9 protein-coding genes, 1 tRNA gene and 1 pseudogene are annotated in these 12,873 nt (G+C 43.9%); 7 read left to right on the forward strand and 4 right to left on the reverse strand.

The window, feature by feature from the left end; translation table 11 throughout:
- Positions 1-176: 176 nt before the first annotated feature.
- Positions 177-1,727, reverse strand: a complete 1,551-nt coding sequence (locus tag DA100_RS19530; protein WP_138973655.1) for an alanine/glycine:cation symporter family protein — start codon at positions 1,725-1,727, stop codon at positions 177-179.
- A 568-nt stretch (positions 1,728-2,295) separates the two neighbouring features.
- On the opposite strand from DA100_RS19530, the gene DA100_RS19535 reads away from it, so the two are divergent.
- The 3 genes from DA100_RS19535 (at position 2,296) to DA100_RS19545 (ending at position 6,500) form a co-directional block, all read left to right on the forward strand.
- Complete coding sequence (locus DA100_RS19535; protein WP_138973656.1) at positions 2,296-2,835, forward strand: DUF3332 domain-containing protein; 540 nt, start codon at positions 2,296-2,298, stop codon at positions 2,833-2,835.
- Positions 2,836-2,997: 162 nt separating this feature from the next.
- Positions 2,998-4,998: a methyl-accepting chemotaxis protein gene (locus tag DA100_RS19540; protein ID WP_138973657.1), complete on the forward strand. Its 2,001-nt coding sequence runs from the start codon at positions 2,998-3,000 to the stop codon at positions 4,996-4,998.
- Positions 4,999-5,141: 143 nt separating this feature from the next.
- A complete protein-coding gene (locus tag DA100_RS19545; protein ID WP_240800971.1) occupies positions 5,142-6,500 on the forward strand; it encodes a sensor domain-containing diguanylate cyclase in 1,359 nt (452 codons plus the stop codon).
- A gap of 30 nt (positions 6,501-6,530) precedes the next feature.
- Here DA100_RS19545 and DA100_RS19550 read toward each other — a convergent pair whose 3' ends face one another.
- Positions 6,531-7,379 carry a hypothetical protein gene (locus tag DA100_RS19550; protein WP_138973658.1) on the reverse strand — a complete coding sequence of 283 codons (849 nt, stop codon included), beginning with the start codon at positions 7,377-7,379 and terminating at the stop codon, positions 6,531-6,533.
- Positions 7,380-7,616: 237 nt separating this feature from the next.
- Here DA100_RS19550 and DA100_RS19555 point away from each other — a divergent pair.
- Positions 7,617-7,691, forward strand: a tRNA-Gly gene (locus DA100_RS19555).
- A 177-nt stretch (positions 7,692-7,868) separates the two neighbouring features.
- Here the strand turns inward: DA100_RS19555 and DA100_RS19560 are convergent.
- Positions 7,869-9,575 (reverse strand): ABC transporter substrate-binding protein, encoded by a 1,707-nt coding sequence (locus tag DA100_RS19560; protein ID WP_138973659.1) that lies wholly within the window; start codon positions 9,573-9,575, stop codon positions 7,869-7,871.
- Positions 9,576-9,666: 91 nt separating this feature from the next.
- Here DA100_RS19560 and DA100_RS19565 point away from each other — a divergent pair, with 91 nt between their 5' ends.
- The 3 genes and pseudogenes from DA100_RS19565 to DA100_RS19575 form a co-directional block, all read left to right on the forward strand.
- On the forward strand, positions 9,667-10,878 hold the full coding sequence (locus DA100_RS19565; protein ID WP_138973660.1) for an MFS transporter: 1,212 nt from the start codon (positions 9,667-9,669) through the stop codon (positions 10,876-10,878).
- Positions 10,879-11,172: 294 nt separating this feature from the next.
- Positions 11,173-11,493: a DUF4144 family protein gene (locus DA100_RS19570; protein ID WP_138973661.1), complete on the forward strand. Its 321-nt coding sequence runs from the start codon at positions 11,173-11,175 to the stop codon at positions 11,491-11,493.
- A gap of 148 nt (positions 11,494-11,641) precedes the next feature.
- Positions 11,642-11,894: pseudogene (locus DA100_RS19575) on the forward strand (hypothetical protein); the annotation flags it as partial.
- Here DA100_RS19575 and DA100_RS19580 read toward each other — a convergent pair.
- Positions 11,895-12,873: ISAs1 family transposase (locus DA100_RS19580; protein ID WP_138973662.1), on the reverse strand; the 979-nt coding region annotated here is incomplete at its 5' end. It abuts the pseudogene before it with no gap.

The following is a 12,873-nucleotide window of genomic DNA, read 5'->3' on the forward strand; positions in this document are numbered from 1 at the left end:
ATCGCGTTTATTAACAAAGACGGGATGAATAGTTAGTTATTTATACTTGTGATTGAGCTTGATCTAGAGGATTGGTTTGCAAGTTTAGATACAAAATATCTGTTTTTTAGCCGTGTATCTAAACGAAAACAGCAGACCGAAGCCTGCTGTTTAACGAGTTAGAGCGAAATGTCAGATTATTCTGGTTGCTCTGCTAGGTTTTGTTTTGGTTGCTGTGCTTTGTACACTTTACCTGCGTTGAAACGTTCTAGGTAATCCGCTAGGTCACGTTTCACTTCTGGTACTAGGATGTAAAGACCAACAATGTTCACTAGAGCCATTGCAAAGATCATTGCATCTGAGAAGTCGATAACTGGACCAAGGTTCATTGCCGCACCAATGACAACAAAGATACAGAACTTAACTTTGAAGATGATTTCTGCAGTTTTGCTCTCACCGAACAAGTAAGTCCAAGCTTTTAGACCGTAGTATGACCAAGAGATCATCGTAGAGAAAGCAAATAGGATTACTGCTACAGCAAGTAGGTAAGGGAACCAGCTAATTGCGCTACCAAATGCCGCAGACGTTAGTTCAACACCCGCTAGACCTGTATCTGTGTCTAGGTAACCTGTGATGATGATAACTAGTGCCGTCATAGTACAGATAACAACAGTATCAATGAAAGGTTCTAGTAACGACACAAAGCCTTCTGACATTGGTTCTTTTGTTTTTACCGCTGAGTGAGCGATAGCCGCCGAACCAACACCCGCTTCGTTCGAGAACGCCGCACGTTTGAAGCCTTGAATTAGAACACCGATTACACCACCAGCAATACCTTCACCAGTGAATGCGCCGTTAAAGATTGCTGAGAATGCGTCATCGATGCGATCAAAGTTCATCAAGATAATGATGATAGCAGCACCAACGTAGATGGTTGCCATGAATGGAACAACCTTCTCAGTCACTTTAGCGATAGACTTAATACCACCGATGATAACGATACCAACGACCACAGCGAGGATTAGGCCAAACAACCAACCTTTATCTGCAAAGAATGAAGCATCGCCACCAGTAACACTTACAACCTGTTTGAACGCTTGGTTTGCTTGGAACATGTTACCGCCACCAAGTGAACCGCCGATTGCGAACACAGAGAACAGAACGGCAAGAGTACGACCGAATGCGGCGTTACCACGTTTAGCCAGACCTTTGCTTAGGTAGTACATTGGGCCACCAGAAACAGAACCGTCTGGGTTTGTGTTACGGTATTTAACACCAAGTGCACACTCTACAAACTTGCTCGACATACCAAGTAGGCCTGCAAGGATCATCCAGAATGTCGCACCAGCGCCACCGATAGACACCGCCACAGCAACACCAGCGATGTTACCTAAACCTACGGTGCCCGAAAGAGCCGTTGTCAGTGCTTGGAAGTGAGACACCTCACCATCTTGTTTTGATTTTGGATCTGAGAACTTACCAGATACCAAGTCGATAGCGTGTTTAAAACCACGCACGTTAATGAAGCCTAAGTAGACTGTGAAGAAAGTTGCTGCAACAACTAACCAAAGAACAATCCACGGCACCTGTACGTCACTAAAAGGGAACGGAATAGTCGAGAAGATCATTCCTACAAAAGGGTTAACGATAGGTGCAACGACTTCGTTGATTTTGTCATCCAAGTTGGATGCTGCAGCGCTACCTGCAAATATACTCGCCAATATGGCTAGCGAAATACGCTTTGTCATGCTTTTCCTGCCTGTGAAATGGGTGTTTTTATAAATAATACTTATATTGTGTTGTGTTTTGTTACATTTGTGTAACGTTGCCTATTATTCATTTAATAAATAAGCACGCAACATCTTTGACGGAAAAGTTGATCTAGCAAACAATTCTGATTTTTACTAACCAGTTAGGCTTATTTTGAACTTATTCACTGCTTTTGGTAAAAATCTGGATTTTATATAAAGATATAATTGGCTATTTTGGTCGGATATTTTGCGGTTTGGGCGAATATATAAAACTGTCTGATTACTATTTGAACAGTGGTAGATGAGGCTAACCCCCGATTTTGCAGATTATTTGTACTGCATTCTGAAACAAAATGTTATCGAGCCTAAATCTGAGCAGCGCGATCACTATAGAGGGCGGGTTGGGTATTGCCACACCACTATATATAGATTGTGCTATAGGAAATAACCTATTTAAAACAAAAGATTAACATAGTAAATTTTGTGTCAAATATCTATTGTGATGGATTGATTTAGCCGAAAACAAGAGTACGATGCGCGCCTTCTTGATTAAGTGGTGGTATACATGAAAACTAACGTATTAAAAATGGCTATTGTAGTAGGCTTAGGAGTTTCTTCTCTTACTGGTTGTATGGGACAAATGGCGACGACGGGTCTTGTGTCAAAATTCAACCTAGAAGTGGTAGATAACCGCTACGGTCGTGAAGGTATGTTCCTGCTTCTTTCACCTGTCTATGGTATCGCTGGTACTGTCGATCTATTCGTCTTCAACGCGATTGAGTTTTGGACAGGTACCAACCCAATTTCTGGTAAATCACCAGCGGTAGTAGACACTCCGACCAAAAACTACATCAAAGTGAATGGCCATTTAGACAGCTCACTTAAAGATGTTCCTTTGTCGAACAACGCAAACATCGAAAAAGCAACGATGCAGCAAATCGACGAAAACACAATGCAGATGGACATTTCATACATTGATGGTACTCAACAAGTACTTCGTGGTGAAAAGTCGCAAGATAGCGTAGCCTTCTACCTAGATGACCAGTACATCACGACAGTCTCTAATGATGAGCTAACGAATTACGTAGCAGCGGCAAATATTTAATAGCCCTGTTATATCGTATTTCGAAGTCCTCGCTTAGCGGGGACTTTTTTTTTGCACTTACCGACCGGCTCATACAAAAGTTTAATTTATTGATACACATTTATTTAACAACATTGAGCAAGACGCTATAGTAAGCATTGAACTTACTATAGGAGTTAATGGATGAAACTCACGATATCAGGGAAGTTACAGCTAAGTTTTCTGTCACTTGCAGTACTTTTTATCGTTTCCGCATTTTTAATCTTCCGCAGCATTAATACTGTCGATACGCAGACTCGTTCGTTGCTAGAGAGTGATCTGTCGACCGTAGATGCCGGTCGTTCCATTCAGCAATCTATCCAAGCTACAGTCTCTTCTCTACGAGCGTACATGCTGCTTGGAGGGGATGAAATGACGGGGGCTGAGCAGAGAGACAACTTAGCCCAAGCGATACTCAAGGTTGATGAAGCGCTCCCCCAATTAGAAACGCTGTTAGTTGCAGAGAGCTACCAAAGAGTCATGTCACAATGGACAGTGGTAACCAAATCATTGAATGAAATCGCCGAGCTCAGCCATAGCGATGAAAACCTTCCTGCTCACTCACTGTTTATCTTTGAAGCCGCCCCTATCGCAGAGGTCGCACTCGATCAACTGCAAGGTTTAATCAATGACGAAGCAGGGAATAAAGAGGGTGGGGAGCGTAAGCGTCTATTCAGGCTCTATGCAGATAGCTATACCTCGTTAGCAAACGCGCTTTCATCAATGCGAGATTTTCTTCAATACGGTAGCCAAGACCATCTCGACAAGTATCAAGAATTTCTAAACATCCACGCCAAATCTGTAGATGAAATCGAGTCTAAGACCGATTTGCTATCTAGCAGTGACCAAGGACTATGGTCACTGTTCAAAGAGATGCAACAGCTCTATTTTCCCTTAGCGGATCAGGTAGTGAATCTTCGTAAATCGAACGACTGGAACATCGCAAATCAGAAGATGGCAAACGAGCTGGTTCCTGCTGTACAGCAACTTGATGCTAGCCTCGAGGCGGTGATCAACCAGCAGCAAGCTCAAGCTGATGCGAGTGGGCAAGGGATCTTTAGCTCAGTCACGAATGTCATTCGTTTGCTGGTTGGCTCGATTGCTCTGGTCGTGATCGTATCGGTAACGACTGCCCACCTCATGGGCAAAAACATCGGTCGTCGTGTGTCGATTGTGTCCAAACGTGCCGAGTCCATCGCTGATGGTGATGTATCTCAAGCTTCGCTAGAAATTGAAGGTAGCGACGAGCTGGCCAGTTTGATGCATTCGATCAATCGAATGAATGATGAGCTCGCCAGTATAGTAAAAGGTGTCATGACTAAAGCGAACACCGTCAGCGATAGTATGAAGTCATTGCTCGACGCCAACGACGCGACGGTTTCTCAGGTCGAACGTCAGAAGGCGACTATGGCACTAGTTGGCCAGCAAGTGAGTGACGTGAGCCAGTCTGCCAACGACACTGCAATACAAGCAGAGCAGTCGGTGACTAATTTGCTTCAATCGAAACAACAGATCGAACGTGGTTCACAAGCGTTGGATCTCAATAAAAATACTGTAGGTTTGCTGCACACAACAATAGAAAAAGCGAGTGATCAGGTGGATGAGCTCAGCAAAGAAAGTGAAGCGATTGGCCGGGTTACCGAGGTGATTGAAGGTTTAGCGGAACAAACGAATTTGCTCGCGCTAAATGCGGCGATTGAAGCTGCAAGGGCAGGGGAATATGGTCGAGGTTTTGCTGTGGTTGCCGACGAAGTTCGATTACTCGCTATGCGCACCACAGAATCGACTACAGAAATCAACAACATCGTTAACGCGATCCAAACTTCGACGAGAGCCGTTGTCAACGAAATTGACAAGAGTAAGGATTTAGCTCGCGAAGGTGCGGAACATACCGAACTGGCGTATGGGACACTCAACTCAACCACGGATCAAATTGAAGTGCTTAACCAACAGATGAAAGAGTTATTGAGTTCTGCTCAGCAACAGTCGTTAGCGACCGACGAAATACAGAGCTTAATGGAAGAGGTCATCTTATCCGTTGAGGACGTCGCGAAGATATCCAATTCCTCTTCCGATATATCGAGTCAGGTTCGGACTCAAGTGAACGAACTTAACAATGAGATGGGACAGTTTAAAATAAGCTAATTTGTTGAATTAGTGAGATTTGACGCGAATTACTTAACAATAATCATAATTGATGAAATTGATCAAAGTACTATCTATACCAACCTCGATATATGGTCTATAGCTTAATAGTCGTAACAGTCAGCTTAATGGTAAGGATGGAAGTGCTTCGATTTTTTATTAGTGTATTGGTTCTAGTGAGTTTTACTTCTTGGGGGCAAGCTGAATCGCCGCAAAAGCTTGTTGTGGCTAACTCAAAAGCATGGAAACCCTTCTCATTTATTAATCAAGAAGGTCAGCCTGACGGTATATTGATTGAGTATTGGCAGGAGTTTGGTCACAAGAACAATATAGACGTTGAGTTTCTTTTGTTGGACTGGCAATCATCACTCGAAGCCGTAAAGGATGGCCGCGCAGATGTACATGCGGGTTTGCTATGGTCCGAAGGACGAGACAGCTACCTAGACTTTACCGCTGGCATTATGTCTATCGACACTCAGCTTTTTATCAGTCAAGAGCATATAGGCTCTAGTCTAGATGAATTCATGCTCTCTAAGCACGACAATAAGGTAGGGGTTGTTGCGGGCGGTTATGAGGAAGAGTTCACCAAACTGCATTTTCCGAATCTCAATCTGGTTAGCTTTGCCAATAACAAACAGATGATCGAATCTGCGTTTGCGGGTGATCTTGATGCGTTTGTTGCAGACCTACAAGTGGCTAACTTCTATATCCACACATCTCAAAAAGCCCCGAAATTTATTGGGGTTCGCCATCTCTATTCTGGCGAGTTAAGGGCGGCAGTGGCTGAAGGGAATACAGCGCTACAACAACGAATTTCACAAGGTATCAACTCGTTTGGTGTTGAAGATAAACAGAAGATCTTCAATCGCTGGATGTACATCAGTACCGTCTATCCTGACTATTTAGTCCCACTCGCCGCTTTGGCCATTGGGATCTTTACCTTCGGCTATATTGTTGCACTCAATATTACGGTGAAGGTGAAAACGAAAGCTCTGGAGCAAGCAAACCGCGAGTTAAAGACATTATCAGAGACGGACCAGCTGACGGGGTTAAGTAACCGCCGTCACTTTGTCTCCGAGTTAAAGCAACGTCTGGCATGTGAAGGACCCGTAACCTTGATGATTTTTGATATTGATGACTTCAAAAAGGTCAATGATAGATACGGACATTCTACCGGAGATGAGGTGATCCGAAAGGTCGCGTTGGCCGCTAATGCCATTGTCCCTGAGCAGGGACTGATTGGTCGTATTGGCGGAGAGGAGTTCGCCGTTGTGATATGTGAGTTGGAGTTCGGCAAAGTCGTTGATATTGCGGAAAATATCTGCGCCAGCGTGCGCGAGTTATCGGTTCTTGACGAGGGTGAGCTCCAGACTTCAGTGAGCTTAGGTTGTGCCCACTATTCAACCAACAATGGTGAAATCACCCTATCGGATGCAGATCATCTGATGTATCAGTCAAAGATTGAAGGTAAAGACCGCGTCACCGCGATCTGTTACCCATAAGCGACATTCTAGCCTCTATGATAGATAGGATTATTCTGATGACTGATTGAGCAGGGCATCGAAACGTGGGTTACCGTGTAGCCCTTCCAGATCAGGCTCAGTATTGATCAGTTCTCGAATTGATGGACTCGCGTTGATAGCATGCTCCAAATCTTCAATTGCCTGTTCCTCAATGCTTAAACGAGAAAACGCACAGGCACGTTGATACAGCGCCGGGCCGTTACTGGTATCCAATTCCAGAACTCGATTACATAAACTCAGTGCCCAGTTGTACTCCTTGATCTCCATCGCCGCATCCGCTTTATAGGTTAGTGCTTCCAAGTCTCCAGGACGGATGGTCAGGATCTCATCATAGACATCGATTCGCTGTTCGGCGGTAGGCATACTTTGTGCGCGCAGCCACAGGTTATGAATTTCATTGATGCGCTCAATTTCTTTGTTGTTTTCACTAATGATACGAGTTTTGCGTTTTAAATCTCGCTCAAGGGCACTGAATTTCTTTTCGTACTCTTCGGCAATTGATTCCAGACGTTTATCGGCCATCTGTTTGGTGTTTTGCTTAAACTCGCGCAGCGATTGCCAGCCCACAAAGGCGATCAGTGAGGCGACACCGGCGATGATATAAAAGAAATAGGTGACGGTGACGTTGGCGTAGTTGAGGGACTTATCTGCAACGGCCAGCTCGCGGTCAGTCATTTGAATAACAAGTTTACGCTCTAAATCTTGCTGATCCTGACGCAGGGCTTTTAATTCATCGAGAATATAACGCTCCATGAGCGGGCGGTCTAATAACTCCGAGTCTGAATAAGCGGGTTTTTCAGCCTGTACTGGTAGAGACAGGCTCAACAATCCAAAAAGCAATAGAACAAAAACGCGCATAGAAGATCCCTTTAAATCGCTGTTTACTAAGGTTTAACATTAGCAAAGAAGCGATGAAATGAGTAAAGGTTTCTATAATCAAATGTGATTATTTCTGGACTGGATAACCGCTTGAAGAGACAAAAATGAGGAAAAACCACTCACATTGATGCTTAACTGTCCACTTGAACGCAAACTCCAAAAAAAAGGTTTTCTTTTCAGTCAGATGTGGCATATTAACTAGGTCTTCGACGCAAAGCGTACTTCGTATAATGGCTATTACCTCAGCCTTCCAAGCTGATGATGCGGGTTCGATTCCCGCAGTACGCTCCAAAATTCTTCAATAATTTCAATAATTTCAAAGATTTACATCAATTTTTAGCAATTCCAATTGGCAGTGATACGACAAGGTGTCACGATGTACATTTTTCGAAATTGTAATTCTACCTACTATTCTCGTTTTTACTTTCCCTCTCAATGGGTTAACTTTGGCTATCCAAAAGAAGTGCGTTAGGTAAGGTCGTTGCGTTGTTCGCCCCTAAAAACAACCTGATTGAAGTCGATCCAGCCATTAGTAAGAAGATCCATCGCATTCACTTTATCAGAGATTCTCATGTCTTGTGCGCATTGAAACAGGGGCATATAAATCGCTTTTCGAATCAACTCGCGTTCAATTCGCTGATAACCTTGAACACGCTTACTTTCATCTGATTGAGCCAAATTATCAAATACTTGTTGTTCGAACCAAGGCTTTGATTGCTTATTCAGGCTCGCCGTCAAGGTGTTTGTGCACAACAGCCATCCAAGCCAAGAACTCTCTTTATGTTCATCAAACACCTCACCAGAAACAATAATATCCGCTTTCGATTGTCGCGCTACTTGGTCAAACTCAGGGTATGGAAGCACGGTAAGGTATGAATCTAAACCATGCTGACACAGCAGCTCAGTGATGTTTTCAGCAGCTTCAATATGCCCAGGCAACTGATAAGTTAACACCTCAAGCGGCACCTGATTTACGGAAGATAAGTCCACTTTTTTGCCTAATTTAAAGGGCTCAAGGCTTGTCATACCTGAGGCTCGACGATAAATCACAGTGTCTCTCACACCGTTCATTGGCAAAGATTGCAGCAACTTTTGGATGTATCGACGATGTTTTGTTAACCTCATCCATGCGTTGTTTGCACTGTTTAAACAGACGTAGATACAGCCCTCTTCCCACTGTTGTACCTGTGTGAATGCATCGGAAATATCCGCAGCTGAACTGCCATGCACAATATCGCAATTCATTTGAAAGTCCTTTGCAGACAAGCCCATGTTCCAGATTTCTACGCCATCTAACCAAGGTCGATAACCATGATAATGAGTGGAAGCAGTCATTAGCGTTCGGTAGTTGGTTTGCTCTGCTAATCGAAACGATCCACTTCCGACTATCGAGCCGTCGCTGTTCAATTTGGAAACCGACAACGCACTATTCGCCATCAACTTTGGCAGATAGTGAGACAAACGTTTGGAACGAATTCGTAAGGTGTACTCGTCGACCACAGAAAACTCATCAATGAGCTTGAACAGACCTCGACTCACCGAGTTTGACGAGATGATCGACTCAAAGGATTCCTTCACATCAAATGCAGTAAGTGCTGAGCCGTCCCAGAACTTAAGTGATTTACGCAGTCGGACCTTCAGCGTATCTCCTGTATGCTCCCAAGTTTGCCCTAGATCCCCCTCCAACTGGCCAGTGTCCTTATTGAAACGTAGCAGATTGGCATAGAGGTAATTCGCGATATGTTGCTCAGTACGCCTTGATATTTCATAGGGGATCAAACTATGTGTCGCTCGATAAAAAGGGATTTGGAGAATGTCCTGATCGTTATCTTGCTGTTGATATTGACTAACGTAATCGGCAATAAACTGATCACGATCTTTGCTTCTGATTAGCTTCAACGCCTGTTCGGTTTTTCCCTCATTCATCCAAAACTTAGCTTGTACGCTTAATGTTGTATGTACCGGCTCTTTAAGGAGAAGCTGAGGCAAATTACCTCTTCCAACACCCGACTTCCAATCAATGATCGATTCTTCCACCAGCCTTTTGATGACCAACTGAGCATTGCGACGTGTGCAGTTCAACGCTTTCGTTACGTCATTCAATGAAATCGGTGTCCATCGACCTATCTCAAACCCAAAGTCTCGCAAAAATACCAAAGCTAACCAATAACGCATAAAGGTGAAATCCTAAAATTATATTTCTATTTTTCTTCATCTTTTATTTTCAAATAATAGCCGCGTTACCGAAAATAAAAAGGACATTTAGATGAATACGTTAGCTGAGTCTCATGGCTCCATCTGGAAGAATAAAACCTTTGTTACACTGTTTAGCAGTGCTCTGTTTGTGAGCTTTGCGAGCCAAATCTACGCACTTGCATTACCGTTGTTGGTGTATGAACTGACCCAATCTTCTGAGTGGATGGGTTGGATGAGAGCCGTTGAGTTTCTACCCAATCTATTACTGGCTCTTTTTATTGGCGTGTGGGTCGATCGCTGTGATAAAAAGCAGTGGTCGCTGGCGATGTTACTCGGTCAAGCGGTAACGGTGCTCACGTCCTTCTTCGCAGTTGAGTTCCTTGAAGATCCATTATGGGTTCTGTTCCCGTGCGCGTTCTTAATGATGGCATTTAACTACGGCTACCATAATGCGCGGATGTCGATTCAGAAAAGCGCGCTTTCACATGACACTCAGAATGTAGCAACAGCTCGAATGAGCTCCTTGGGCAGTTTTATGGAAACCGTAGGGCCTGTACTCTCGGGAGCCATCATGTTATTGGCGGCCATTCATAACGTCTTCATCGGCGTAGCACTTTTGATGTTACTGGCTTTTTGGCAGGTCAAAAGACTCGAGGTAAAAACACCCATCAACAAAGACCAACAAAGCACTTTCAGTGCCATAAAAGAAGGTTGGCAAGCACTACGTAATGAACAGAATATGTGGCTGATCACTCTTGCTGTAATGGTCATTAACACAACAGGCGCGGTATTTTGGATTCAAGCTATCTATTATGCCAAGGCAGATTTAGGGTTGAATGCTGTAGGAGTGAGTTATCTGATCGTTGCTTCTGGTCTTGGTGGTCTCATTGGTACATTCAGTGCCGATAAACTACGTAAGAAATGGGGGTTGGGATGGCTTCTCATTATCTCGATTGTACTTGAATCGATCGGGTTTGTTATTCCACTGGTAATGGAGAATCAAACAGCGCTTATTGCTGGGTTCTTTTGGGTATCCGCTGTGGGTTTATATAGCAGCATCTGTGTTTGGAGTTACCGCCAAGAAGCCTTTGATATCAGCATTCTCGGCCGAGTAAACGGTATAACGGGCTCGCTCTTCAAACTTCTAATGCCATTTGGCCTTGCTGGTTCGGGCTATATAACATCATTGATTGGTATTGAGTGGTTGTTCGTCGGATGCTTTGCCACACAACTATTAACAGCATTTTGGTTAATGACGACCAGCGTCCGTTCTATTCGTTAACAGCAAAATTGGTGATAAAGTTGAACATCATCATTGGTGGCAATAGACGTGACTCGCACTAACAAAACGGGGCATTAACCTTAGCTACTTCGCGTACTTTTGGTTATGACCCCTAAAGCACTTTTATATGGAAAGAAGATTAATGAGCTTTACTCTCAGAGAGCGACGCCGATAGTTTAAATGTAGGGCGTGATAACCTCCAGTTCTTCGCGGTGTACTGAATCAGTATGGCACGCGGAGTGTCAGGGAGAGGAGAGGGAGTCCATATCATTGGTTATGTTTACGGGATGGAAAATGGTTATTTGGCCTTGTTTGTTCAAATTAGAGGGTGATTCGGAACTAATATATTTGGACTCTGAGCCGTATTTAGTCGCTGAGTTGGAGGGGTTAATCTGGGATGCTTCAGACCTTCTGATAGATAGTAGTGGGCAGTGCTTCGTGCTCAGCGTAGAAGGTGATGGTTATGTGTTTGAAGCTCAAGGAGCTCCGCTAACTTTGCCGGAAGTTACCAAATTGGTTCAAGAGCATGAATTTTCGAAAGCGGAAATGTGTCTTACAAAAATTCAGTTTTCATCTGTTGCAGAAGCGATTCAGTCGCTCTCATTGGGTAAATAGTCGAACTTTCCTCAATTGTCGATTATGTGACCTTTTGCCTAGGGTTTGTCCGTTGAGTTTGTTGATAACAAATCAATTGCTTATGCTTGCGAGTACGTCGAACGTTTCTTCAAGTTGGTAAGCACATGTTTAACAATGCCGTCACCGTTGGAACGCCAACTAGTTTCAATTGCCAAGCAGTTTGGTGATATGGGCGTTAAAGCGGATTTGGTTGAGAGCAAAGGCAAAACGTTTGTGGCGTTTAACGGCACAGATCAGAATGGAAGAGTCCTCAAATATGCGTTTGTGAATGGTACTCGTATCAACATGAACGGAAAAAATACCCGCTCAACTCATTTAAAGCAATGCAAGCTGGCTTTAGCCCAAAATCAAGAGCCGCGAATTTTAAAGGGGCAGGAGTATCAGGGCGACCGCATGAGTGTTTGATTTTTACCCACCGCGTTTAGGCCTTCACTCAAGACCGCCTCTAGCATCGCTGTGTTCATCATACAACGCTTCTGTTTTCCAACGATACTGAGTTTAGTCGGCTCTGTGCGCAACATATTCAACCCTATATGGCGCAGACAAGCTAGGTTTTCGGCTCCGTGGTCTTTATTGATTTGGCAGGCATCCTCAGCCATCGTCACATCTAAGACCCAGTGCATTGACTCGATACCCCAGTGCTCCCTTACTGCGCTTGCCGCTTGCTCCGCACTCAATTGCTTTGAGCTGATGTAGTATCGATACTCTAGCTCTGCTACTTTGCCTTTATGGTAACGGAAGTTTTCCACCATAATGACCGATTTTAATCCTTTCCAACGAGAGAAGTTACCTTCGAGCGTTTCACTGCTTAACACATAGCTTTGACGGACTTCAATACGGCCGTGACCCTGCTCGATTTTGATATTTTTGGGCTTTGATACTCGTTGTTTTGCAAAAGCCTGCTCTATTGCTTTGCGTAACTTTCCTTGATTATTTTTAACCGCAAGTAAGTAGTTAGCATCTTGTTCGATGATAGTTTTGGCTATTTCCGTTTGGCATGCCATCGCATCAATTGTGACTAGAGCGCCTTTGATATCAAGAAGTTTGATGAGCTCAGGTATTGCTGTGATCTCGTTGCTCTTTTCTTCTGTTTTGAGCTGTCCAAGTACGAGCTTATTGGACGAAGCGTAGGCGCTAATCATATGGATAGTACTAGATCGGTCATCTCGGTTGTAGGAGCCCCGAAGTGTTTTACCATCAATCGCAACGACTTGCCCCTCAGTAAGGGAATGTACTGCTGACATCCAGTTTATAAAGCAAGTATGAAAGGGCTCTGGTTCTATCTTAGAGATAATGCGAGCAATCGTATCATCGGCAGGAATATCATTAACAAACATACCATTACGTTTAAACCACTCA

Origin of the sequence: Vibrio sp. Hep-1b-8, from assembly GCF_006124995.1 — a bacterium.
Lineage (GTDB): Bacteria > Pseudomonadota > Gammaproteobacteria > Enterobacterales > Vibrionaceae > Vibrio.

Coding starts and splice junctions, on each gene's coding strand:
- DA100_RS19530 (WP_138973655.1), bottom strand. CDS start 1,727: ATGACAAAGCGTATTTCGCTAGCCATATTGGCGAGTATATTTGCAGGT.
- DA100_RS19535 (WP_138973656.1), top strand. CDS start 2,296: ATGAAAACTAACGTATTAAAAATGGCTATTGTAGTAGGCTTAGGAGTT.
- DA100_RS19540 (WP_138973657.1), top strand. CDS start 2,998: ATGAAACTCACGATATCAGGGAAGTTACAGCTAAGTTTTCTGTCACTT.
- DA100_RS19550 (WP_138973658.1), bottom strand. CDS start 7,379: ATGCGCGTTTTTGTTCTATTGCTTTTTGGATTGTTGAGCCTGTCTCTA.
- DA100_RS19560 (WP_138973659.1), bottom strand. CDS start 9,575: ATGCGTTATTGGTTAGCTTTGGTATTTTTGCGAGACTTTGGGTTTGAG.
- DA100_RS19565 (WP_138973660.1), top strand. CDS start 9,667: ATGAATACGTTAGCTGAGTCTCATGGCTCCATCTGGAAGAATAAAACC.
- DA100_RS19570 (WP_138973661.1), top strand. CDS start 11,173: ATGGTTATTTGGCCTTGTTTGTTCAAATTAGAGGGTGATTCGGAACTA.